This window comes from Streptomyces sp. NPDC001270, from assembly GCF_042896695.1.
Taxonomy (GTDB): domain Bacteria; phylum Actinomycetota; class Actinomycetes; order Streptomycetales; family Streptomycetaceae; genus Streptomyces.
Map to the genome: position 1 here is coordinate 383,248 of NZ_JBIAXM010000005.1, position 23,839 is coordinate 407,086.

The following is a 23,839-nucleotide window of genomic DNA, read 5'->3' on the forward strand; positions in this document are numbered from 1 at the left end:
CAGGTCGGGCGGGCTGGTATGCGTAGGCGTCGGGACGCTCGGCCAGGTCCGGGGCGGTAGTCCAGCGACAAGATCGTCCGTCATCGGGCAACTTCCTTGTTCGTAAGGACCAGCAGGGGCCCGTACCAGCGCGGTCGCCCACCTCGGATCCGTGCGGACTTGCCCAGGACGCGCCAGTTCTTCAGGTGCGCGAAGCCGTGCTCGACCGGGGCGCGCACTGCGGCGAGTGCCTTGTCGGACAGCTTCTGGCCACGGGTCAGTAGCCGGTTCCGGGCGGCCTTGTAGCCGGTGATCACCGCCGGGTCAGCGTCGGGATCACTGTCGTCGAGGCCGACGAAGCCCAGGTCGGCGATGGCTCCGAGGCCGGCCGCGCGGAGATGGGCGGTGAGTTTTGCCGTGTCGGCAGGCGGTAATCTCCGAGGTCCGCGCGGGCCGGGCCGCGGAGATCCACAGCAGGCGGCCCCGGTCGTCGGTGAGCGCGATCACAAGCAGGCCACCGGAGAGGAACCGCACGGCTCGCGCTCCGCATGCGCCGTACACCCCACCATCTCCCCGGCGCATCGGCGTCTCGTCATGCCCGACCGAACTCGTGAAACACGTCAACCGCGCGCGGTATCTCCGTCGCCCCGCTCGCGGATTTCGGAGCCGCCGAGACCGTCCACGGCTGGAGCGGCGCCAGCCGCGCCCGCCCCTTAACCGCCACTATGGCGCACATGTTCAGGTCAGCGCCGTTTGCCCGACCAGCCATGTTTTGTGGCTCCTGCCCAGGACTCGAACCTACGGCCAACGGCACAGCCTCTTCATAGGTGCAGAGTGGATTCCACGGTGATCCGTGATCCCGGAAACCACCGCCCGCAACGGTTCCCATCTGTCTGGTGCCCCGCCGGGGACTCAAACCTGCGACCAAGCGCGACAACGACACCATAACGTCCAGCTGAGCGGCCCACGCGGGCCCCGTCACGGCCATTCACCCCGCGCCCCGCCCTGCGAGTCCTGCCTGGCACTCGGACCTCCGACCACGGTCACGGCCCAGATCCTCCCGCTCCTCCATGGCCAGTGCGGCCGACAAGCAAGTCGACGCGCTTCTCACCGACGGCGGTCACATGCCGGTGACCGGCAGCACATCCGGCGACAGCGCCGCCGCCCGCGCCGCGGCACTGAATTCGCCATGTGCGGGCGACGTCCGTCTGCGAGGTGCTGCCGCCGCCGTACGGAAGCCCAAGGTGCCGTCAAGGGCAACGGGCCCGGCAGTTATCGGCAGGCGTCGCGAACGGAGAACCTGCACCTGATCGGCTCCGCACATTCGGCGGTCTCCTCTACGCAACTCGCGGTGGGTGCTGAGAAGTCGGAAGCATTACGAGGCATCACACTGTCCCTCGTGGCGGGAGGAGCGACCCGTCGCGCGCCGCCACAGGTGCCGGATGCTCTCATGGGCGGACTCGGCCAGATCCCATCGGCCCGTGAAGTCAACTCCATTAGGCCGCACGCCAGTTCCCTGAAACTTCGGCCTGAAGCAGCAGCCCGGGCGAGGGCCCTGACCGCCTCGCCCTCGTAGAAGTGACCGCCGGTGGGAACCTCGCCCAGCGCGCGGAGGGTGACCGCGGAGGGGCGCTTCGTCTTGCCGCTGCACCGCAGCCTGCCCGCGGCGGCCAACTGCAGCACGGCCGCGAGCTCCGTCCTCACATCGTGTTCCATCGCCCGGCACCGCCACAGCCCGCGCCTCCCCCGCTGCAGTTCGCCCCGGCTCACCCTACGGCGTCAGAGTGCGGTGTCCGGTCGGCTCCGCTGCCGTGGCCCGTCCGCGTCCCGGCCCACCTGCGGTGGCGATAGGGTCCGCCGTGTGAGCGAGTACCAGTATTACGAGTTCCAGGCCCTCGACCGTCCGCTCAGTCCCGAGGAGCAGGAACAACTGCGGGCCATCTCCACCCGGGCCCGGATCACCGCCACGAGCTTCACCAATACCTACAACTGGGGTGACCTCAGTGCCGATCCGCGCCGCATGGTCGAGCGCTACTTCGACGCCCACCTGTATGTCACCAACTGGGGCACCCACCGGCTGCTGCTCCGCCTGTCCCAACAGGCCCTGGCCCTGCCCACGGTGAAGCCGTACTGCCTGGACCACCAAGTCGACGCGTGGACCACCCGCACCCACCTCCTGCTCGGCCTGACCAGCGAGGACGAGGGCGGCGACTGGATCGAGGGCGCCGACGACTCACTGGCCGCCCTCATCGGCGTACGCGACGAACTCGCCACCGGCGACCTGCGCCCCCTCTACCTCGCCTGGCTCTCCGCGCTCGCCGCCTGGGAACTCGAAGACGACAGCGAAGAGGAATACCAGACCTGCCCGGAACCGCCCGTCCCGGCCGGGCTCGGCGAGCTGACCGCCGCACAGCGCGCGCTCGCGGACTTCCTGCGCGTGGACGGCGATCTGCTGGCGGTCGCGGCGCAGGCCAGTCCCGCGACGCCCAAGACGTCGGCCAGGCCCACGAAGAAGGAACTCGCTCCGCTCATCGCCGCCCTGCCACGGAAGGAGAAGGACGCTCTGCTGCTACGGCTCGCCCTCGGCCCGGAACCCCGGTTGCGCACCGAACTCCTGCACCGCCTGCACGGCACCACCGCCGCCCCCGCCACCTTCCCCGGGCACCGCTCCGCCGCCCAGCTCCTGGACGCCGCCCACACACGACGCACCGAGCGCCGACAGCGCGCCGAACACGAACGAGCCGCAACCCGCGCCCAGCGCCTGACCACCCTCGCGAGCGAGGCCGAATCCGCCTGGCGGCAGATCGAGGCGCACATCACCACCAAGAAGACCAACGCCTACGACCAGGCGGTCACCCTGCTCGCTGAACTACGCGACGCGTACGCCCACACTGGACGGAGCGCTGACTTCCGACAGCGCCTCATCAACCTGCGCGAGGACTACCGGCGCCGTCCCGGCCTCATCCACCGCCTTGACCGCCGCGGCCTCCGATAGGTCCCCTCCGCCCTGGCACCGATCGGGCCGAGCGGCACCCTCCGTACCTCAGGGAGGCAGCGTGAACGCCCGAAACATGCACGAGCTTGTCGAACGCTGGCCCTCCACGGTCACCACACCTTCGATCCTCGCCGTCTCCGGGGCGGCAAGCAGCCTGCCCCTGATCCGCAAGGAACGTCAGGACGGCGCGGATCACATCCAGTTGACGCCGTCGCAGCTGCGCAGCCTCCGGCCCGTCTCCAACGACGTACCGGACATGAACAGAGGGCGGTGGTCCGCATCTACCGCGCCGCGACGACGGTATCTCCTGCGCGCGCTCTGCATTCGTCATGCCACCCGGCTTCTCCCGGGCACACCGGCGTCCCGAGACACCGGCCGAACTCGCGGAAGGCGCAACAACAAGGATGTGCGGGGCCCCTCAGCCCGGCCAGCCACCGCTCACCGTGCGCGGATCCGGCGAGAAGATCTCGATCGGCCTTCTGGAAGAGACGTCAAGACGGCCATCGGGGGCGCGATCCCGCAGGGGCCGGCAGCCGGGGGAAGCAGCGGGCGGACGGCCGACTGAGGCCGGCGCTGCCGGGCCGCGATCTCAGGACGCGGGGCTGCCACCTTGTGTTACCCTCATGCTTTTGCGTGCTCGTGACGGTTGGCGATCCTGCCTGTCCGGTTCCTCTTGTTCATCGACCGCTCATTCCTACCGGGCCTTCCTCGGTACGTTCGCATGGGGAAGGCTCTTCATGAATCACCCTGACCACCCCGGCACCCCGCACAGCGATCACGCCCCGCGCATGGCCACTGCCCCAACAGCGCCCCCGGTCGCTTCCTTCGCGAGCCTGGAACTGCCGACCGAGGTGCTGCGAACACTCAGCGAACTCGGTGTGCGCGAGCCCTTCCCGATCCAAGCAGCCACGCTGCCCAACGCCCTCGCGGGACGCGACATCCTTGGGCGCGGACGCACCGGATCGGGCAAGACGCTCGCTTTCGGCCTGCCTCTGCTCGCACGGACGGCCGGGCGGCACGCGGATCCGAAGCAGCCCCTCGCTCTGATCCTGGTGCCCACCCGAGAGCTGGCCCAACAGGTCACCGAAGCACTTGCGCCGTACGCCGACGCGCTCCGGCTGCGGATGGCCACGGTCGTCGGCGGCATGTCGATCGGCCGGCAGGCCGCTGCGCTGCGCGACGGGGCCGAGGTCGTCGTCGCCACCCCCGGCCGTCTGCACGACCTCATCAAGCGCAGGGCCTGCCGCCTGGGACGAGTACGGATCACCGTCCTCGACGAGGCCGACCAGATGTGCGACATGGGCTTCCTGCCGCAAGTCACCGAGGTGCTCGACCAGGTACGCCCCGACGGTCAGCGGATGCTGTTCTCGGCCACCCTGGACCGCGACGTCGACCAGCTGGTCCGCCGCTACCTCCACGACCCCGTCGTCCACTCGGTCGACCCGTCCGCGGGCTCGGTCACCACGATGGACCACCATATTCTGGTCGTCCACGGCCCCGACCGGTACGCCGTCACGACAGAGATCGCCGCCCGCGACGGCCGCGTACTGCTGTTCCTGGACACCAAGCACGCCGTCGACCAGCTCACCCGGCATCTGCGGGCCAACGGGGTGCACGCCACGGCCCTGCACAGCGGCAAGTCCCAGCCGCAACGCACACGGACCCTGGCACAGTTCAAGAACGGCCAGCTCACCGTGCTGGTGGCGACCAATGTCGCGGCCCGTGGCCTGCACGTCGACGACCTCGATCTCGTGGTCAACGTCGACCCGCCCACCGACCCCAAGGACTATGTGCACCGCGCCGGCCGCACCGCCCGAGCCGGTGACTCCGGCAGCGTCGTCACGCTGGTACTGGCGGATCAGCGCCGCGAGCTGAGCCGACTGCTGGCAGAGGCCGGCATCGAGCCGACCATCACCAAGGTGCGCTCGGGCGAGGCGGAGCTGAGCCGGATCACCGGGGCCAAAGCCCCCTCCGGCACCCCCCTCGACGGCGGACCCGCCGCACCCCGGCCCAAAAACACCCACGCTCCCTTCCGCGGCCTGGGCACCAGCAAGGACACCTCCCGCGGCGCCGGCGGCAAGTCCCGAAAGGCCGCCGAGGCCCGCAAGCTCGCCGAGGCCCGCAAGGCAGCCCTGGTGCGCCGCGGCGGCTGAGAGCCGCTGCCCTGATAATCGAATACGTCCGACCACGAAATGGAGAATCTCCAGCCCGGCCCGAAAGCCTCCCGTGCGTACACCCACGAGATGAACGCCCACGTGGTGTGCCCGGCCGCGAGGCGATACCCACCGTAGCCGGAGCCGAGATGATGCTGCCGGCACCCCGCACTGCGCCCGGCATGACAAGCTGTGCTTCCCACTGCCCGAACCCAGGAGGTCACCATGACCGCAGAGTCAGCATCCACAGAAGGTTCGGAGCCGACCGACCCCGAGACGTCCGCTCTGGAACCCGACAGCGACGGCCACTACGACCTGAAGCGCAAGTTCCGGGAGGCCCTGGCGCGCAAGCGCGGTGCGCAGGCGGACGCCGCTGACCTCGCTGCGAACGTCGATGCGTCGAAGGTCCGCAGGGCGAACGGCCCGGCTGCGAGTCAGCGGTCCTTCCGGCGCAAGAGCGGCGGCTGAGTCGATCAGTTCCGCGATCTGGCGCCCTACAACACACCCCCTGGGCGCCACGAACTCGCGCCCTGTATCGAGGCCCGGGACGTGCGCATACCCGGTTGCCGGTTGCCGGTTGCCGGTTGCCGGTTGCCGGTGAGGTCATAGCCGACAGCCTCCGCCTGTGGAAACGGGCCCAGCCGCGGTCGGCGCGGGTCGATGGCGTCGCCGCGGCGGACTTGGCGTTGTCCGTGCCGCTCGGTTTGCAGCCCAACATCAGGACGTCGCCGGCAAGTTCGGTTCCGTCGGCGAGAGTCACCGTGCGCGCGGCCGGGCACGCGGCGGCTGCGGGCACGCGGAGCCGCAGGTCCAGATAGGGCTTGTCCAGGTCGGCGGGCTGCCGTAGCGTGACGTACTCGGCCAGCCAGGCACCGGTCCAGACCACGCACAGGTCGCTTCCAGCGTGCGGGCGTCGGACCGGCGGCTCAGCGGCCGCGTAGTCGCCATGGCCGCCGCCACGGCGCGGCAGACAGGTTCGAGGCTCAATCGGGGGCAAATCGATCTGCTCCGGCGCCAGGAACTGCGCCTCATCCACCATCAGATAGTCGACCTTGTCGCCCTGCGACATACGACCCACGACGTAGGCGTACAGATCCATCTCCGGCGCCGCCTCGACAGCCTCCGTCACCAGACCGAGCCGCGAAGACAGTTTCCCCTCCCCCGCCCGGTCATCGCGCGTGAATATCACGCCCTGCAGACCCCTTGCCGACCGATTGTGGATTCGCTGCAGAGCGAGTGTCCTTTTACTTGACCACTCACCACATGGGGTGGAATCCCCTCCCTGACGCGAGCTCCCGGACCTGACGATCATGAAGATCCTCGGCACATTACGCCGCCACGGGGACCCGAGCGGAATTCTGAGCGGCAGCTGAAGTCCCCTGGCGCGGCGCCGTGTTCGCGGCGGGCCCGGCCGGACCGGAGCATGTGCTCCTGGGCCCCGGCCGAGGGCGGATGAGTACAGTGGGAAGGCCGACAACGGGGGCAGACATACATGACGAGGGACTCCGGCGGTGGGCCGCACATCACCAACACCGCGGTCGACTGCACAGCCGATTATCTGATCCAGATCGGGATCCTCGAAGGCGATCTCAATCTGACGCTGCGCATGGAGAGCCCGCCTCCCGATGACGACGCTCCGCTGGCCGCGGCCGAGCGCAGGCTCGCACGGAGTCTCCTGTTCCGGTGGCGTGCCGAGGCCGACGCATGGGACATGACCGATCCCGAGCCACTGCCAGTGCGCTGGACGCCCAGCCGACGAGTCGCGTCCGCAGGGGACTACGTGCCCGTGGGCTCCGGGGCCGACACCATCGCCGGGACCTTCCTCAGGCTCCAGCCCCGACGGCGGCTGGTCGTGCTGGGCAACGCCGGGTCCGGCAAGACCGTGCTCTCCGTCCTGCTCACCCTCGAACTCCTGGCCCGGCGGCTCACACAGGGCGAGGACGACGTGCCGATCCCGCTCGTGCTGTCGCTGGAGTCCTGGGACACCCGGCGACAGCCGCTGACCGAGTGGCTCGTGGACCGGCTGCGGCAGGACCACCCTGGTCTGCCGCCCGTGGACGGCGTCCATCCCGCCGGTCGGCTCGTACGGGAGCGGCGTGTCCTGCCCGTCCTCGACGGCCTCGACGAACTGCCCGGGCACCGCCGCGCCGAGGTCCTCGACGCCCTCAACGCCGGCCTCGGCAGTCAAGGGGACGTCGTACTGGTCTCCCGCACGGCCGAATACGCCGACCTCGACCAGGAGGGCAAAGGGCTGCGGCACGCCACGGTCATCGAATCGCTGCCGCTGCGCCCCGACGAGGTGGCGGAATACCTGCGACAGGCCCGGCCCCGGGCTCGCGCCGCTGCTTGGGCCCCTCTGCTGGAGTCCCTTCGGAAGGAACCCTCCGCGCCGGTCGCGTGGGCTCTGACCAGTCCGCTGATGGTGTGGCTGGTGCGTCGCGCGTACGAGCGACATCCGGCCGATCCCGGTGAGTTGGCGGACCGGAAGCGGTTTCCGGAGCGGGACGCGGTCGAGGCACATCTGCTCGATCGCATCGTGCCCGCCGCGTTTCCGGCCCGGCCGCCCGACCCCGGCCGCCTGCACCCGCCCCGTGCCTGGGAGGCCGATCGGGCCGGCGCCTGGCTGTCGTACCTCGCGCTGCTGCTGAGCCGCCGCGAGGAGTCCGAGCTGGCCTGGTGGCGGCTGTACGCGGCGCCGCTGCCCCGGCTGATGGCGCTGCCCGCGCTCCTCACAGCCGGCATTCTGATCTCCGTCGGTACCAGGGCGCTCATGTCCGGCTACGCCGAGAGCGATCCGCTGGGCGATCTCGGCGTGACGTACGACGTGACGGGCGGCGTCATCTTCGCCGCCGTCGCGCGGACCGTGACCTATGGCTGGTTCGGCCAGCGGCTCGCCGAGCCACGCCGCAGCGTGAATCCGCTGTTGTTCATCCATGCCCTGCGCTCCGTGGACCGGCATGCGCGGGTCGGCCCGCGGGCGCGCCTCGCGGCACTCGCCGGCGGGCCCGCCCTGGTCGTCCTGCTCCTCGTCCTGTACGTCTTCGCGACGCCTGACTTCCTTCTGATCACACTCGGGATCGGCGGTGTGCTGCCCGCGCTGCTCATGGTCGTGTACGCGGCTCCCGCCGACACCGTCGACGCCGCCACCCCCGGCGAACTCCTACGCGGCGAACAGGCCGCGCTCGTCACCACGCTGACGCTGGTGGCCCCGCTGATCGGCCTCGGTGCCGGGGCGGACTCCGCGTTCGACGCACAGGGGTCGGGCAGCTGGTGGCCGGCCATCGCCGCCTGGGCGGGCGCCTCGGCGATGTTCGTGCTGCTCAGTCCGTGGAGCCGCTGGATCCTCGCCAAGTGCTCGCTGGCTGCGGCCGGACGGGTGCCCTGGTCGCTGATGAGGTTCCTCGGGGACGCCCGTACGGCGGGCCTGTTGCAGTTGTCCGGGGGCACTTACCGCTTCCGTAACCGGCGGCTCCAGGAGCATCTCGCCGCCCACCGCGCTCAGCAGCGGGGAAGCGCCGTGCCCGTCTTCGTGAAGCCGCGCGTACCCGTACTCGCGGACTCCCGCGACTTCACCGTGGAACGGACCGCGGGCAACTACCACGTCCGTGGCCGGTCCCGGAGGCTGCCGCTGGCGCACTGGGCGGCGGTGGGACCCATCACCGGCGTCTTCCTCGTCCGCTTCACCGTGAGCGGCCAATGGCAGGAGCCCGTGAACTGGCTGCTCGTGGTGTTCTGGCCGTTCGTCGGTGTTCTGGTCACCGTGGTCGGCTTCCTCCTGCCGCGCCGGCCGGTGGAGCTGGAGCTGACTCCGGACGCGATCACCTCGGTGATCGGGCGCAGACGCCGCTCGTACGCGTGGCACGGTATCGAGGAGATCACCGCGCGCCGCGCCGTCATCCGGGGCCGGGACATGCGCTTCTACGCGCTCCAGGTACGTCTGCTGCCCACAGCTCCGCGCCCGCCACGCCGCTCCCGGATGGGCGAAGGCTGGTACTTCGTCCTGTCGCTCGGTACGACCCCGCAGGTCGGTCCCCAACTCGCCGCGGCGCTGGAGGACTTCGCAGGCCCACGCTGGCGGCCGTAATGCGGTCAGCAGAGCGGCCGGGTCCGGCCGGCCGCCGTGAGCAGGGCCAGGCAGCGTGACGTGACCGTGTGACCGTCCTCGGTGGCATCGACCGCGTACGCGATCGGAGCCCGGCCCGGGGTCCCCCGCGGCGCCGTGATCCGCCAGCGGGCCTCGTACGTGTCGTGCGCCCCGAGCACCCGGGGCGGGTGCCCGACGAGGGTGGCGTGCCAGCCCGCGGGCAGCAGCGGTGCCCGCACGTCGATGGCGAGAGAGCGCCCCGTGGCGTTCTCGATGCCGAGCCGGCCGCCGTCCGCCGGGTGCAGGCGCAGCGCGTCCGAGCTGATCCAGCGGATGTTCAACTCGCGCATGCGGAACTGCTTTTCGTCGCCGCCCTCGACCAAAGGGCTGATGCCGATGCGAAGGGAGTTGACGGCCTTGGCGAAGGGGAAGTCCAGGCCGCTGAACTGACCGTCCTCGTCCTTGTAATGAGCGTATTCGAACGGAGCTGGGACCGTGCGGGCGCCGACCTGGCCGTCCACGCTGAGGCTCGGTGGGAAGAACCGCTTGACACTGTCCGGGTCGAAGTCCACCGTGACCTCGCTCAGCGGCAGCGGAAGACCGAAGTCCACGCGCAGCCAGTTGTAGTCTCGCGGAGAGCCCTTGATCGACCAGTACCCCGTGTGGCCCGGGAGCACCGCGGAGGGCGGGTGCCCCGGAGCCGAATAACCGGCGCCGAGCTTGGGCCAGTCCCGGGTGGTGGCGGCCATGAGGTCGACTTGACGGACCGAACCCCGCAGCGGATGCCGCCACTTGTCGTACGCGCCGGGCACGCCGAAGACGGCGTCCCGACGGTAGCTCGTCCACCACCAGGAGGACCAGGACCAGTGGTAACACCAGGTATCCGGCGAGGTGGGTGAGCAGCAGGGTGCGGCGGGCGACGCGGTGCCGGGGGAAGCGGAGCGGGGCGTTCTCGGGACGGCGCACGGGCGGTGGCGTGATGCTCGCGCCGGGGCCCGGGAGCCATCCATCGCCGGCCAGCCACCACAGCGTTCCCGCGAGAACCGAGGCGGGGACACAGCGCAGCGGGATGCCGGTGGCGTCCAGGCCGCGCAGCAGATGGCCGCCGCCGGCCGCCTCCAGCCCGGCGCGGACGGCGGTGTCATCGCCCCGTGCGGCACGGGTGTGCAGCAGCGCGAGACGGCGCGGACGGTGGCGCGCGGGCAGGGCTGCCACGACGTGCAGGACCCGGGTGACGGCGTGCGCGGCGGCGCTGTGCGCGGCGGGGTCGTCCACCACCAGCAGCAGTCCGTCGGCCTGGTGCAGGACGTCCAGTACGGCGACCGACTCCTGGCTGCCGTACGCGTCCCCAGGCGGGTCGAACAGGAGCAGGGACCGCCCGCCCGCGCGCACGAGCGGCGGCTCGCTCCCGGGCGTCGCACCCAGTTCGGCCAGTCCCTGCCGGTACACGCCGCCGCGCTGTGCGGCCGGGCTGCCGACGAGCACCACGACCCGCGCCCGGTCGTATCCGGCGGGCAGCGGTTTCGCGCAGTGTGGGCAGCGTGCGGCCAGGCGGCGGACGCCGATCACGGCGGGGAGGCGGGTGCCGCACCGGCAGCGGCGGTACAGGGCGCCGTACCGGTCGGGTACCAGCCGGTGGTGTGCGACGCCGCAGGTGAAGCACAGCCGCATCGGACGGTCGATGACGCGCCCGCAACCTGTGTGCGGGCACGGCGCGGGCCCGCGCCGTGCCCTGCCCACCCCCGCGAGTACGGCCCACACCGCCCACCACAGCGTCCACAGCGCACCGCACAACGCCCAGAACAGGAGGGAGAACAGCAGGGGAAGGATGCTCAGGACCGTCGCGGTCAGTACGACGGCGACGGTTGCGAGCAGGAAGGCCGGGCGCAGGAAGAGCAGTATGCAGCCCCGTCCCCTGAGCACGTCGGGCCTCAGGAACCGGTCGGCCTCGCCCACCGGGTGTCGCTGCCCGACGAGACCGTCCCACCAGGCAGCACGCAGGTCTCTCGGCGCGATGCTGCGGACGTAGACAGGGACGGCCGGTTCTCCGCCGGGTTCGGGCACCACGTGCGGGGCCCGGCCGAACGTCCGCCACACGGCGCGCAGCGGGGTCCACACGAGGCGGGGCAGGATCACCAGGACGCTGTGGCCGACGGTCAGAACCACCAGCACGACGATACCCAGGAGCAGTTCGAGTGGGTTCAGCACGGCTCACTCCCTCCCCCGCACGAGCCCGCCCCGCCACTCCGGCAGCCGCGCCCTCCGCCCGCGCCGGCTCCCGTACGGCCACCGGGTCGAGGCGCCCGCTCACCCACGCGCCCGCGAGGGCCCGAGCCGTGGCGCACGGCTCCGGACAACCGTAGCGTGAACAGGCTCTGTCGGCGTGCACTGCTTGCGTGCGGTTCACCAAGGCCCGTGACCGGTCTGCCGACGGGGCCGCCGGCTCTTTCCCGACCGCTGGGACGGCACCCGTGGGAAGACTCCGGACTATGGTTGTCAGGCATGTGGTCAGGACAACCGCCCGGTAACGAGCGGGACCTTCACAGCCAGGACCCGTACCAACGGCCGCTGCGGCCGCAGCCGCCCGGCGGCGGAAACCGGGCGAAGGCGGTCGCAGTCGCTGCGGCCACGACCGTGGTCGCAGCCGTCGGCCTGAGCGGCTTCCTGCTCCTGGGCGGCGCCCAGGACGACCGCACCGGAGGCGGCGGAACCACCAAAGCGCCGACGACTGCCTCGAAGAGCGCGACAGCCTCGGCGCCGGCGTCCCCCGAGCCGCACGGCACCGCGACCGAGCGGCCGACCGTCCCGGGCTGGAAGGTCGTCGTCAACCCCAAGTGGGGAACGGCCTTCGATGTACCGCCGGACTGGGACGTCAAGCCACCGGGCATGCTGATTGGCTTCGACGACAGCACGGTCGATTACAGCAACCCCGACAACTGGGGCAAGACCATCGTCGTCATGAGCGCTCCCGCGGTCCTCCGGGAGAACTGGTGCCTGTCCGACGACGACAAGGACGGGCGCATGGACAGCACCGGTCTGGCGATGGCGGGCACCAAGGGCTCAAAGGGCTCGAATAGCACCGCAGAAGCCGCCCTGAGCCTGGCGGACCTGTGGGTGTACGGCGGTTATACGCAGCCGGACAGGAAGAGCATCGTCCGCGAGAGGACGGCGCAGCCGTACACGACCAGGTCCGGCGTCAAGGGCAGCATCGCGTGGGCCCGGTCCAGGAACACGCCTCAGAAAGGCAGGTGCGCGAGCGACGGCAAGGCCGTCACGTTCGGCTTCAAGAACTCCGCGGGCGGCTTCGTCGCATGGAGCCTCGTCGGCGCCACAGGCGTCAAGGACGAGCTGGCGGACTCGACGATCATGAAGATCCTGAGCACGGTACGCCTGCATGGGAAACCGACGGAGTCCTGAGCCGGCCGTTCGGGCACCGATGAGCAGAGCGGAAAGGCTCAGCAGAGCGGTTCGGCGTCCAGGGCGGCCGTGAGGAGGGCCAGGCAGCGGGCCGTCACAGTCTGCCCGTTCTCGCCGGCGTCGACGGCGTAGGCGATGGGAGAACGCCCCGTGGTCCCCCGGGGAGCCGTGATCCGCCAGCGTGCCTCGTACATGCCGTGTGCCGCGAGTGTCCGGGGCGGCCGTCCGACGAGGGTCGCCCGCCAGCCCGCGGGCAGCAGGGGCGGCCGTACGGTGATGGCGAGGTCGCGTGCGGTGGCGTTCTCGATGGCCAGCCGGCCGTCGGCCGCCGGGTGCAGGCGCAGGGCGTCGGAGCTGCGCCAGCGCACGTTGAACTCGCGCAGCCGAAGCCGCTGCTCGTCACTGGTCTTGCCGTCGAGGTCGGAGTTCAGGCCGATACGGATGGAGTCGACGGTCCGTGGGACGGAATCGTCGTAGCCGTACGTCTTCGTGAGGTAGGCGCCCTGCTTCTGCCGGTGGGGGTGGGCGTTGGTGAGCCAGTACGTCTGGGCGCCGTTCTGGCCCTCCACGTCGACTCCCGGGGCCCACGACGTGATGCTGTCCGGATCGAAGTCCACCGAGACCTCGCTCAGCGGCAACGGCATCCCGAAGTCGAGCCTCAGCCAGTTGTCCTTCTCCGGCGAAGCCTTGACCGACCAGTAACCCGCGTGTCCCGGCAGAGCGGCGGACGCCGGATGCCCCGGTGCCGAGTAACTCTCGCTGAGCTTCGGCCAGTCCCGGGTGGCGGCCGCGGTGAGGTCGACCTGGTGGACGGAATCGGCCAGCGGACGCCGCCACTTGTCGTATCTCCCGGGCACTCCGAAGAGGGCCTGCGAGGGCAGCGCGCCCGTCGCCAGCAGGACCAGGGCGACCGGCAGGGCCAGGTATCCGGCGAGATGGGTGAGGAGCAGAGTGCGGCGAGCGGCGTGGTACCGGGCCGGGCGGAGCGTCGGGTTCTCCGGTCGGCGCGCGGGCGGCGGCGCCATGGTCTCCCCGGAGCCTGCGGTGCCGGCCGTACCGGCGAGCCACCGCAGCGTCCCCGCGAGCTCGGCGGCCGGAAGGCAGCGCACCGGAATGCCCGTGGCATCGAGCGCGCGCAGCAGGTGACCGCCGCCGGCCGCGTCCAGCCGCGCCCGCACTCCGGCGCCGTCGCCCCGCAGGACTCGGGTGTACAGCAGAGCCAGCCGGCGCGGACGGCGGCGCGCGGGCAGTCCCGCCACGACGTGCAGAACCCGGGTCACGGCGTGTACGTCGGCGCTGTGCGCGGCAGGGTCGTCCACCATCAGCAGCAGTCCGCGGGCCCGGCGCACCACCTCGAGACCGGCGGCCGAACCCTGACTGCCGTACGCGTCACCAGGCGGGTCGTACCAGAGCAGGGGCGTCCTGCCGGTGCGTACGAGCGGCGGCTCGGCTCCGGGTGTGGCGCCCAGCTCGGCCAGTGCCTGCCGGTGCACTGCGGCGCGCTGTGTGGTCGAGCCCCCGACGAGCACGACGACCCGTGCCCGTTCGTAACCGGCGGGCAGCGCCTTCCCGCAGTGCGGACAGCACGCGTCCAGGCGGCGCACTCCGAGCACGGCGGGCAGCCGGGTGCCGCAGCGGCAGCGGTGGCGGAAGGCGCCGTACCGGTTGGGCACCAGCTGCCGGTGCCCGGCCCGGCATGTCGGGCACTGCCTGACCGGGCGGTGGACGACGCGTCCACAGCCCGGGTACGGGCAGGGCGCCGGCCTGCCGCGCAGCGCGCGCCCCGCCCGCGCGACCGCCGCCCACACCGCCCACCACAGGGCCCACAGCGCGCAGCACACCGCCCACGCCAGCAGCGTGAGCAGGAGCGGAAGGAGGCTGAACGCCGTCGCGGTCAGTACGACGAAGACGGTCGTGAGCAGGAAGGGCGGGCGCAGCAGAAGCATCATGCAGCCCTGTCCCTCGCTTCCGCCCCGTCGTGGCCCGCGGAACGCGTCCCGGACCAGTTCGGCCACGAAGCGGTCGGCCTCGCTCACCGGCCGTTCGTGCCGATCGAGTCCGTCCCACCAGGTCGCGCGCAGGTCGCGTGCGGCGACGCCCCGGACGTAGGCAGGCATGGCCGGCTCGCCATCCGGGTCGGGTGCGGTGTGCGGTGCCCGGCCGAAGGTCCGCCAGACGGTGTTCAGTTGAGCCCACATCAGCTTGGGCAGGGTGATGACGACGCCTTGGCCGACGATCAAGACGACCAGCAGGATGATCGCCAGCAGCAGAATCACGGGATTGGACACGGCTCACTCCTTCTGCCGGGCCGCCCCGCGTCGCCACGGCAGCAGTGACGCCCGCTCCGGTTCCGGCTGCTCGGTCCGCACCAGATCACGCAGCGCCGCATAAACCTCCTTCTCCTCCCAGAGCCCTTGCCGGAACAGCCGCAGGATCCGCAGCGCGGCCGACGCTGGTTCCGCGGAAGCCCGGCGCAGGACGTGCAGTGCGGTGCCGGGGGCACTGGCGAGCACGTCCGGAGCTTCGTCCGCGAGGGAGACGAGGGACGCGCACGCCTGTGCGTCCAGGGCGGCGGTCCGTAGATCGGCGGAGGCTTCGAGGGCGGCGAACACCCCGGCGAGGACGGCCGGCCGGCAGGAGTCGGGCAACGGAGCGAGCACGGCCCGTACCTCGCCGAGGGGTGCCCTCCCCCGGGCGAGATGACGCGCGACGGCTCTCCTGAGGTGCTCGGACGTCAGGCCCACCTGGGGCCGCAGTTCCACGACAGCGCGTACGAAACCCGCAAGCCCGGAGTCCTCTCCGCCGAAAGCCCCCGCATCGCCGTCCGGCGCGAGCAACGCGCACCCGGTCCGCAGCCGCCGTACGTCCGCCTCGACGCCGTCCGCGGGTCCCGCGTCCCACACCTCCGCCACGGTGTCCAGGATGTCGAGGCGCCCGTTCCCCAACGCGTCCGCGAGGAAGCGTGCCATCGGATCGGGCTCCGGACAGCCGTCCGCGGTCAGTCGGTCGAGGTCGAACACCGGGCCCGGTGTCCGCTTCCCGGTCTCCTGCCGCGTCCCGATCAGATGGCGGTGGTCGTCCTCCGGCCGAGCGGTGTACGTGGTGAACGTCAGCTCGGCCGCCAGGCTCGCGGGCAGGGTGTACGAGACGGCGGCGATCCAGCCGACGACACGGTCCGTGTCCGCTGAGACCAGGGTCGCGCCGGGGCCCTCGCCGACCAGCGCCTGCAGAGCCGCGGTGAGCAGTCGTTCCAGGAGGCGGACGCCGGGGTCGCCGCTGCCGGCCAGCAGGCGGCCCACGCGGTCGGGTCCGACGGCGCTGCCGGGGACGAGTTCGGCGAGGTCGGGCAGGGCGTGGCCGTCGCCGGGTTCGGGCGACGGAGCCCACTGCGGGGTGTCCCAGAGCTCGACTGGGCGCAGGCCCGCGAGTTCACCGGGGGTGGCGCACAGGACGTGGCAGAAGTGGTTGCCCCAGCGACCGCTGTAGTCCTGGCCGGTGAAGCAGGTCCGGGTCAGCACGGCCATGTCGACGTCCGGCCGGTCGTAGGCGAACGCCACGGGGAAGTGGTCGTGCCGGTCCGTGCCCGGCGGCCGCGCGTACCCCGTCAGCACCCGCAGGACGTCGAGTGCGGGGCGGGCGGCCGGGGAGACCGCGGTGAAGCGGAAGCCGCCGTGGGGTGCGTCCGCCGAGGGCGGGGCGGACGTGTAGTGCGCCTGTCCGGCCATGCGTGTCACCCCTGTCCCCGGTCGAGGGCGCCGAAGCGGTGCAGCAGCCACATGAGGGGATCCTCCACACGGTGCGGCCGTACCACGCCGCCGAGTCCGAGGTCACCGCCCTGCCGGGGCGCGGTGCCCAGCGTGGACAGCGCGAACAGCTGGTAATCGGTGCAGAACTGCTGGAGCCGCGCGTCGAGTTGGTGTTCCTGCCAGCGTCGCAGCAGGGCCTGCACTTCGGCATGGACGGCGGCTCGGTCGTCGGCGTCGAAGACGGGGCCGGGGCGGCGGGTGCGGTGCAGCGGGGAGTTGTCCGGCAGGTGCGGCCACAGGAGGTCGGCCTTGGTGAGGGCGACCGCGACCGGCACGGCCACCTTGCCGCCGCCCAGGTGGCCCAGCACCCGGGCCAGTACGTCGCCCGATCTGCCCGGCACCCCGTCACCGTCCTTCACCGGTGCGCCGGGCAGGTCCTGCGGGTCGACGAGAACGACCACGGCGTCGGCCGCGGCGAAGTAGCGCAGCTGGTTCTCCATACGGTCGCGCGACGCGAAGTGCTCGCCCGCCGTGTCGAGGAAGACGAGGGTCAGCACCCGTCGGCGGGTGCGCCCGAAACGGCCCCGCCGGGTGCGGCTGAGCCGGTGCACCAGGGGGCGGCCGGCGTCGTGCTCCGCGGTCTTGGGGACGGTGTGCTGCTCCTCGTACAGGTGCCGTTCGTACCGCTCGTGGTAGTCGGCCATCGTGTCGTCGTCGCAGGGCAGCAGAGCCGCGTCGAGTTCGGCTCCGAGGCGGTGCAGCAGCTCGTGCACGAGGACGCCGATGTAGGTGCTCTTGCCGGAGCTGACCGGTCCGGCGAGCGCCACCAGCTTTCCGGGGACACGCAGATAACCCTCTGGCAGCCGGCCCGTGCAGGCGGTGCAGCGCAGCCGGGTGGTGGTACGGCCGCAGGTACCGCACACCGCAGAACCGGCCCGCGGGTCGGCGGACGCGAGGACCCGGTCCTCCGCGCAGCCGGCGCCGCTCGCGCAGACATACGCGATCTGTGCCCGGGAGATGCTCCGGAAGCAGAGCGGGCACACCCAGCTGCGGCGCCACGGCATTCGCACGTCCACTCCCCTCAGGAGACCTTGAGCGTGTGCAGCGGCGGGTCACGCAGTACGAGCGACTCGCCCACGGCGAAGCAGCGCAGCCCGCCGCTCGGGCCGCGGGCCAGGCGCGCCGACAGCCGGACGTCGTGTCCCGGGCCGAGCGTCACGTCGGTGGCCGCCGCCAGGACCTCCCCGTCGGTGGGCTCCAGCGGCCTTACCGGGCCGCGCGAGCGGACCAGCAGCAGTCGCTCGGCTCGTACGGTGGCGCGTGCCGTGAACACGGCGGTGACCGTGCGGCGTCCGGGCAGGCCGTGCCGCTCCAGGCGATAGTCGACCTCGATGCGCGGTGGCAGTGCCGCCGTGCTCGGCTCGCCGTAGGCGGCCAGTCCGCCGAGCAAGGCGATCGGCCGCACCTCGACGTACACCCCGGCGCCGTCGGCGACCGGCAGCCGCACGCCCGCCTCGTGCCGGTAGGCGGCCCGGGTGACGATGCGTCGCCGGCCGTCCGCCACGCCGGTGCTCCGCCAGACGACCTCGACCTCGTCGCCGCTGCCCGGCGGCCAGTCGAAGACGACGGTCACACCCGTGCCGCCGTGCCGGGTGAACGTGAGACTGCCCAGTACGGGCGCGGCGGCCGCCGCATGTGCGCCGACGACGGCATGTTCCCCGGCGACCGTGACCGCGACCACCAGGGTGAGCCGGCTCGGCGGCGCGAACCGCAGCCCCTCCGGGGCGGGCTCCGCGACGATCGGCCGCCCGGGGAGTTCGGTCGTGCGCAGCCGGGTGCCGGCCGGCCACGGAGGCGCGTCGTCGAACCCGTAGAGGCGCACCTCGCCGTCCGGCAGCGGGTCGAGGCGAGCCAGGAGGCGGCCGTCGACGAGACGGATGTCCAGGTCGGTGACCGGCTCGGGCGGCGCGAGCGGCGTGGCGGTGCGCCGGACGCCCTCCGTGCGCACGGGCGGTCCGTCGTCGGTGCGGTAGACGACTCGGATGCAATAGCCGTACGTCGTCGCGTTCGAGACCCCGTCATCGGTGAAGCCGTCGCGGCGGGCGGCCACCGTCACGGTCTCACCACCCGGCGCGGTGCGGACGACCTCTACGCGGTGCGCGCCGTCGGGGCAGGTCCAGTCGGCGACGATCTGACGGTCCTCGGCGCGCAGGCGGACGCCGGCGACCTCGGGCCAGTGCACGACGGGCCCCGCCACCATGAGCGGCGAGGGGGCGCTGCCGGGTTCGGCGGCCCGGCGCACGGCGACCGCGTAGTACAGCGGGATGCAGGCAGGGGGGCTGCCGTCGAGGTACGAGGTGGCACGCGGCTCGGTCAGCGGCAGCACGGTGCCGTCGGCCGCGTCGCGGGGCGGGCGCCGCTCACTGCGCAGCAGTACGTACTCGGGCTCGCCCCGCGTGGACGGCGAGGGCCGCCAGCGGACGGTGACGCCCGCGCTGTCCCGGGTCGCGGTGAGGCCGGACACCGAACGGACCGCGAGCCCTTGTCGCACAGCGTCGATCACCGGCAGGTCGCGGACTGCCGCCTCCGCCTGGTCCAGCAGGTCCCAGGCCCGGTCCGCGTCGGCCGGCGGCAGTCGGCGCGCCTGCTCCACGGCCCCGCGTGCCTCGGCCAGCTTCTCGCGCACATGCTCGGCCAGTCGCTGTACGTCCTCGGCGAGCGAGCCCGGCGGCAACCGGTCCGCCACGGCCGCCGCCTCGGCGAGCCGCCCTTCCGCGGCCAGCCGGCGCACCCGCTCCAGGAACGGATCCCCGGCTGCCTCGTGCAGCACCGCGAACACCAGTCGCCGCGCGTCCTCCTCGGCGACGGCCAGCTCGTCCACTGCGTATCGCAGGAGCGTCGACGGCGTCGCGCGGGCGGCGTGCCGCGTCCGCAGCGGGGTCGCCAGTTCATGGCGCAGGATCTGGGCGAGCCCCTCCGGCCCCTGGTCGCTCAGCACGCCGCGGACGGCCGCGATCACGGCCTGGGCGGCTGTGTGCGCGGCGCCGTGCGGCAGCCGGCCCCAGCGGCGCGCCGCTGCCTCGACGACCGGCGCACCGACCGGGGGCCGGTCGAAGACGCGCACGGGCTGCTCGGTCCGCCCGCCGGGCCTGCCGGTCGCGAGGAAGTCGCCGAGGTGCCTGAGTCCCAGCACCTCCAGTTGGCGGGCGCAGCGCGCGTACGAAGGGTGCGGAACCGTCCGCGGCAGCGGGTCGGGTTCGGCGAGGCGCAGCCCGAGGGCGGGCAGCAGGTCTCTCACCCGGTCCTCCCCGACCCGGTGGGCGGCGGCGATCTCCGCGACTGTGCGCTCGGCGAGCATGCCGAGCCCGCCCGTGGCCTCCTGCAGAGCGGCGCGCAGCCGGGCCCGCTCGGATTCCGCGCGTCGGCTGTGTGCCTCGAGGGCGGCTTGCAGTCGTCCCGGGTCCCCGGCCGCGGCCGCGTCCAGGAGCGGCCGGTGGCTGAGGTACCCGGCTTCCAACTGCTCGATGACCGGCCGGTACTTGAGCCGAGCCCGACTGCGGCGCCAGCAGACGCGGACCGCGGTGACCGCCTCGGCGACGGCGGGCCCGTCGATGTGCTGCGGCAACTGGTAGCGCGTGCGCAGATCCTCGGTCACGGGCAACCCGGCGTCGAGCACCTCGCGCCGGTAGCGTGACTCGTCGAAGACCACGGCCTGCTTCCCCCCGTCCTGCCCGCGCTCAGCCGATCCGCTGGCGGCTCATCGCGACCCGGGCCTCGTCGACCGCCTCCTGGGACAGCCCTCCGATCTGGATGGAGATCTCGATCTGTTCGCGGGACTCCCGCTCGGTGGCGACGACGGTGAGGAGTCCGGAGGTGTCGAGCGTGAAGACGCATTGGAAGGGCCAGCGCGCGGGCTTGCCGGGCGGGATCTTCAACGTCCCTTCCGCAACCGGGGCGTTGTGCTCCAGTTCCTCCGACTCCACGGCGCCCGCCTGCTCCATGACCTGGATCCGGACCCGGCGCTGGCCGTCGCGCAGGGTGTAGAAGTCGTCGGTCACCGACGCCGGCAGGGTGTCGTTGGCGTGCACGAGGTGGGTGACGTACTCCCGGCCGCTGTCGATGTCCGTGACCTGGATGCCGTAACCGCGCGAGGCGACGGTGGAGATGTCGTAGGGGCGGCGGGTGAGGCCGGTCTCCGGGACGTCCGGTGCCTGCCCGGCGGGGAGGTCGCCGCTGGCGAGGATGTACGTGGCCCGGTCGAGGGCGTAGAGCGCGGCGCCGCGGGCCACCGCGAGGTCCGGGTTGTGCAGCCTGGGCTCGAAGCCGAACTGGGTGCGCAGGGCGGCGGCGACGGCGGGCATCTTGGTGGCGCCGCCGACGAGCAGCACCTCGTCGAAGGACGGCACGCCCCGCTCCGCAGCCAGTTCGACAGTGCGGCGGGTAATGTCGACGGTGCGGTCGAGCAGGTCGCGGGTCAGCTCCTCGACCAGTCCCCGGGTCAGCTCCACCGTTTCGACCCTGCCCTGGTGCATGACGCGGACGGTGTAGCGCTCGCGGAAGGACAGCGCCTTCTTCGCTTCTTCGGCGTCCTTGCGCAGCTGTGTCTCGGACTGCGGGTCGGACAGCGGGTCGTCGACGTCCGGGAAGCGCTCGCGGAACCGCTCCACCAGGTGCACGACGACACGGTCGTCGAAGTCGCTGCCGCCCAGTTCCTTCGCGCCGTCCGTGCAGAGCACGGTCAGCTCCCGTCCGCGCAGGGTGAGGACAGTCGTGTCGAAGGTACCGCCGCCCAGGTCGTACACGAGGATGGCCCGATCCGCGCGCTCCTCGTCTCCTTCCAGCGCGCTGTAATCGAGCGCGGCCGCGATGGGCTCGGCGACCACGTCGAGGACGCGCAGCCCGGCGATCTCGCCGGCCTTGCGGGTGGCGTCCCGTTCGGCGAGCCCGAAGTAGGCGGGCACGCTGATCACCGCGTCACGGACCTCCTCACCGCCGGCGGCCTTGGCGTCCTCGACGAGTTTGCGCAGGATGCGGGCGGAGATCTCCTCGGGCATGTAGGTGCGGCCGTGGAACTCGCGCGGCACCACATCGCCCATGTCCCGCTTGATGAGCTGCACCACGTGCTCGGGGTCGAGGACGGTGGCGTCCTTCGCGCTCTGCCCCACGACGACGCTGTCGGCGCTCTCGAAGTAGACGACGGACGGTGTGGTGTCCGTCCCTTCGAGGTTGCGCAGCACGGTCGGTCTGCCGACCTCGTCGATCCGTGCGATGCACGAATAGGTGGTTCCAAGGTCGATGCCGTACACGGCCATACGGTCTCCCGCCACCGGGACGCCCGCGCGTCACGTCCGCCCCGTCTGTTGTCCCGCCAGTTGTCCTTGCAGGGCATGTCCTTCATGTCCCGCTGAGAGAGAGGAAGTTCATGGGGCATCCGGTTCCCAACGGGAAACCACGACGTCGGCCTTGCGCACGACCCGCTCCCCCTGCACGAATCCGGCTGCCACGACGCGCGCCACCGTCCGGTCCGCCTCGGGCCCTTCGGCGGCGGCGCGGCCCACCGGACGCTGCAACGCCATGTCGAACGCCTGGCCGGGCCCGGGGACATACCGCTCGACGCCGGTCCTGGCCACGGTGTCCGCCGCCTCGTCGGCCAGCGCGGTCAGCAGGGACCGCAGTTCGTCGACGCCGAGCGGGGCGGTGACGTTCCCGGCCTGGCGCAGGATCTGGTCGTGCAGCCGGATCAGGGAGTGGCGCACCAGGTCGAGCGCCGTTTCCATCTCGCCCCGGCGCAGTCGCTCGACCTCATCGTGCAGCCTGGTGACGATCTCCTCGCGGCGCTCGGCGAGCTGTTGCTGACGAGCGAGTGCCGCGGTGAACTCGCGTGCCAGCGCACAGGGTTCGTCACGTTCCGACACGGCACTCACAGTAGACCAACGGGGGACGGCACGTCAGCAGTGCCACGATCGGGTGCCGGGCCGGCGCGGCCGAGTCGTCCGGCTCACGCGGCCCTCTCCCGCGCCGCCGACCGGCCGTGCACGGCCTCGTCAGCCACCGAGGTTGATGGAACCGTGAACGTCCCGCGTCTGGATGACGGTGCTCTGAGTGCCCCCGGAGACCACGTTGCGTACGTCGCCCGCGCCGGTCCGCGTGCCCTCCAGCGCCTCGGCCTCCCGCCGCCAGACCGCGAGCGCCTCCGCGAACGCGGGGTCCTGCCGGGCGCGCAGAGCCAGTGCCTCCGCGAGCTCCGTAGCCCGCTCCGTGCTGTCGGGCGCCTCGGCGAGGGCCGTCAACTCGCCCTCGTCGTAAGGCGCTTGGTCCGGCCGTCGCCTGACCAGGTTTCGCAGGGACGTCCAGATCTGCTCCCCGGCCGCACCCGCGGTACCGCTGGCAAGGGCCATGAGCAGTTCAGGTGCAATCGGGACCACGATGCCCTCCACCTTCTCCAACGCACAGGTCGTAGGTCGAGCGTAGGGCACGATCCGACCCTGGTGCGGATCCGGTGCCAGGACAGCGCCACGGCATCGATAGCCACACTCCAGGTCTGGCTCTGCTACGCGGAGTTGATTCGCAGGTTTGCTGTGCTGCAGGATCAGCGGTCTCTGACCTGTGAGACAGACGGAACACAAGGGAAGGGTGTTCGGTGCAGCGACTCGACGACACGATCTGCCTGGCATGGGCCCCTTCACACTGCTCGGACGCCTCGGTACAGCGCCGCCCCCGGTCTGCGGACGTTGCAGAAGGCAATACCGAGGGCATCATCTACGCCATGCCGGACGTCAGCTGGAGTGCATCGCACTGTGGTTGACGCTGTTTGAATTCGTCCAAGGTCCAGCGAAGGCGGCAGCAAGGGAGATGCCCGCGAGAAGGAGGAAGAGGTGGGTGTAGCCACCGAGGGGAGCGGCGATGGCGGTACCGGCGAACGGGGCGATGGCGGCGGTTAGGGTGGCTGGGGCGGCGAGGATTCCCGAGAGACGGCCGTAGTGGTGAGTGCCCCAGCGGTCGGTGATGGCAGTGGCCTGGAGGAGGGTGAGGTTGCCGCGGACCATGCCGGCCGCGAGTGAAGCGGCGACGATGAGGATGTACGGACCGGGTACGAGGGTGAAGGCAGCGGTGGTGAGGCCACCGAGGGCGATCAGCACGGTCGTTCGGGCCGCCGCGGTGGTGCAGCGGGCGAGTCCGGCGTAGAGGGTGCGGCCGAGAGTTTGTCCGGCGCCCCCCAGACCGAGGGCCCAGGCTGCCTGGGTGCTGGTGTAGCCGCGTTCCAGGAGGAGGGGGACGAGAGCGATGACGACTGCGTACATCGCGAAGGCGGATAGGGCGAAGGCTGCTGCGAGCAGCCAGAACGGTCGACTGTGCACAGCAGCGTCAGGTCTAGTGCCTCGGCAGGCAACGTTTGCCCGTCAAGGAGCGGCGTTCGGTGCGTGCTCTGGGGGTCCCCCTGCTCGAAGAGCTTGGGGGAGTGCCG

General features: G+C 71.8%; 13 protein-coding genes and 3 pseudogenes. 5 read left to right on the plus strand and 11 right to left on the minus strand.

From position 1 onward, the window contains the following. Window positions 1-80 precede the first annotated feature (80 nt). Window positions 81-495: pseudogene (locus ACFY2B_RS11650) on the minus strand (transposase family protein); the annotation flags it as partial. Between the two features lie 1,345 nt (window positions 496-1,840). Here ACFY2B_RS11650 and ACFY2B_RS11655 point away from each other — a divergent pair. The 3 genes from ACFY2B_RS11655 (at window position 1,841) to ACFY2B_RS11665 (ending at window position 5,595) form a co-directional block, all read left to right on the plus strand. Beyond that, window positions 1,841-2,974, plus strand: a complete 1,134-nt coding sequence (locus ACFY2B_RS11655) for a hypothetical protein (RefSeq protein ID WP_390762950.1) — start codon at window positions 1,841-1,843, stop codon at window positions 2,972-2,974. 737 nt (window positions 2,975-3,711) lie between these two features. Then, window positions 3,712-5,127: a DEAD/DEAH box helicase gene (locus ACFY2B_RS11660; RefSeq protein ID WP_390762951.1), complete on the plus strand. Its 1,416-nt coding sequence runs from the start codon at window positions 3,712-3,714 to the stop codon at window positions 5,125-5,127. Between the two features lie 225 nt (window positions 5,128-5,352). Beyond that, the gene (locus ACFY2B_RS11665) at window positions 5,353-5,595 is read left to right on the plus strand and encodes a DUF5302 domain-containing protein (RefSeq protein ID WP_390762952.1); all 243 of its coding nucleotides are present in this window, start codon (window positions 5,353-5,355) and stop codon (window positions 5,593-5,595) included. 529 nt (window positions 5,596-6,124) lie between these two features. Here the strand turns inward: ACFY2B_RS11665 and ACFY2B_RS11670 are convergent. Further along, window positions 6,125-6,358 (minus strand): annotated as a pseudogene (locus ACFY2B_RS11670) (thymidine kinase); the annotation flags it as partial. A 261-nt stretch (window positions 6,359-6,619) separates the two neighbouring features. Between ACFY2B_RS11670 and ACFY2B_RS11675 the strand changes: the two are divergent. Next, the gene (locus ACFY2B_RS11675) at window positions 6,620-9,211 is read left to right on the plus strand and encodes an NACHT domain-containing protein (protein WP_390762953.1); all 2,592 of its coding nucleotides are present in this window, start codon (window positions 6,620-6,622) and stop codon (window positions 9,209-9,211) included. A gap of 5 nt (window positions 9,212-9,216) precedes the next feature. Here the strand turns inward: ACFY2B_RS11675 and ACFY2B_RS11680 are convergent, their stop codons facing one another. Beyond that, on the minus strand, window positions 9,217-9,960 hold the full coding sequence (locus ACFY2B_RS11680) for a hypothetical protein (RefSeq protein WP_390762954.1): 744 nt from the start codon (window positions 9,958-9,960) through the stop codon (window positions 9,217-9,219). 1,753 nt (window positions 9,961-11,713) lie between these two features. On the opposite strand from ACFY2B_RS11680, the gene ACFY2B_RS11685 reads away from it, so the two are divergent. Then, window positions 11,714-12,628 (plus strand): hypothetical protein, encoded by a 915-nt coding sequence (locus tag ACFY2B_RS11685; RefSeq protein ID WP_390762955.1) that lies wholly within the window; start codon window positions 11,714-11,716, stop codon window positions 12,626-12,628. 38 nt (window positions 12,629-12,666) lie between these two features. Here ACFY2B_RS11685 and ACFY2B_RS11690 read toward each other — a convergent pair whose 3' ends face one another. The 8 genes and pseudogenes from ACFY2B_RS11690 to ACFY2B_RS11725 all read right to left on the minus strand — a co-directional run. Beyond that, window positions 12,667-14,916 (minus strand): hypothetical protein, encoded by a 2,250-nt coding sequence (locus ACFY2B_RS11690; RefSeq protein ID WP_390762956.1) that lies wholly within the window; start codon window positions 14,914-14,916, stop codon window positions 12,667-12,669. 3 nt (window positions 14,917-14,919) lie between these two features. Further along, on the minus strand, window positions 14,920-16,353 hold the full coding sequence (locus tag ACFY2B_RS11695) for a hypothetical protein (RefSeq protein WP_390762957.1): 1,434 nt from the start codon (window positions 16,351-16,353) through the stop codon (window positions 14,920-14,922). 5 nt (window positions 16,354-16,358) lie between these two features. Next, the gene (locus ACFY2B_RS11700) at window positions 16,359-17,450 is read right to left on the minus strand and encodes a hypothetical protein (protein ID WP_390762958.1); all 1,092 of its coding nucleotides are present in this window, start codon (window positions 17,448-17,450) and stop codon (window positions 16,359-16,361) included. A gap of 5 nt (window positions 17,451-17,455) precedes the next feature. Beyond that, window positions 17,456-20,083 carry a hypothetical protein gene (locus ACFY2B_RS11705; protein WP_390762959.1) on the minus strand — a complete coding sequence of 876 codons (2,628 nt, stop codon included), beginning with the start codon at window positions 20,081-20,083 and terminating at the stop codon, window positions 17,456-17,458. Window positions 20,084-20,111: 28 nt separating this feature from the next. Next, window positions 20,112-21,686 carry an Hsp70 family protein gene (locus tag ACFY2B_RS11710; protein ID WP_390762960.1) on the minus strand — a complete coding sequence of 525 codons (1,575 nt, stop codon included), beginning with the start codon at window positions 21,684-21,686 and terminating at the stop codon, window positions 20,112-20,114. Between the two features lie 108 nt (window positions 21,687-21,794). Next, window positions 21,795-22,289 (minus strand): nucleotide exchange factor GrpE, encoded by a 495-nt coding sequence (grpE, locus tag ACFY2B_RS11715; RefSeq protein ID WP_390762961.1) that lies wholly within the window; start codon window positions 22,287-22,289, stop codon window positions 21,795-21,797. A 129-nt stretch (window positions 22,290-22,418) separates the two neighbouring features. Next, window positions 22,419-22,811, minus strand: coding sequence for a hypothetical protein (locus ACFY2B_RS11720; RefSeq protein ID WP_390762974.1), 393 nt, complete (start codon window positions 22,809-22,811; stop codon window positions 22,419-22,421). A gap of 339 nt (window positions 22,812-23,150) precedes the next feature. Continuing rightward, window positions 23,151-23,726: pseudogene (locus tag ACFY2B_RS11725) on the minus strand (MFS transporter); the annotation flags it as partial. Window positions 23,727-23,839 lie beyond the last annotated feature (113 nt).

What these genes read in the sequence shown, in the direction of transcription:
- ACFY2B_RS11675 (WP_390762953.1), top strand. Translation starts at nt 6,620, where the DNA reads ATGACGAGGGACTCCGGCGGTGGGCCGCACATCACCAACACCGCGGTC.
- ACFY2B_RS11680 (WP_390762954.1), bottom strand. Translation starts at nt 9,960, where the DNA reads ATGGCCGCCACCACCCGGGACTGGCCCAAGCTCGGCGCCGGTTATTCG.
- ACFY2B_RS11695 (WP_390762957.1), bottom strand. Translation starts at nt 16,353, where the DNA reads ATGGCCGGACAGGCGCACTACACGTCCGCCCCGCCCTCGGCGGACGCA.
- ACFY2B_RS11685 (WP_390762955.1), top strand. Translation starts at nt 11,714, where the DNA reads ATGTGGTCAGGACAACCGCCCGGTAACGAGCGGGACCTTCACAGCCAG.
- ACFY2B_RS11665 (WP_390762952.1), top strand. Translation starts at nt 5,353, where the DNA reads ATGACCGCAGAGTCAGCATCCACAGAAGGTTCGGAGCCGACCGACCCC.
- ACFY2B_RS11710 (WP_390762960.1), bottom strand. Translation starts at nt 21,686, where the DNA reads ATGGCCGTGTACGGCATCGACCTTGGAACCACCTATTCGTGCATCGCA.
- ACFY2B_RS11660 (WP_390762951.1), top strand. Translation starts at nt 3,712, where the DNA reads ATGAATCACCCTGACCACCCCGGCACCCCGCACAGCGATCACGCCCCG.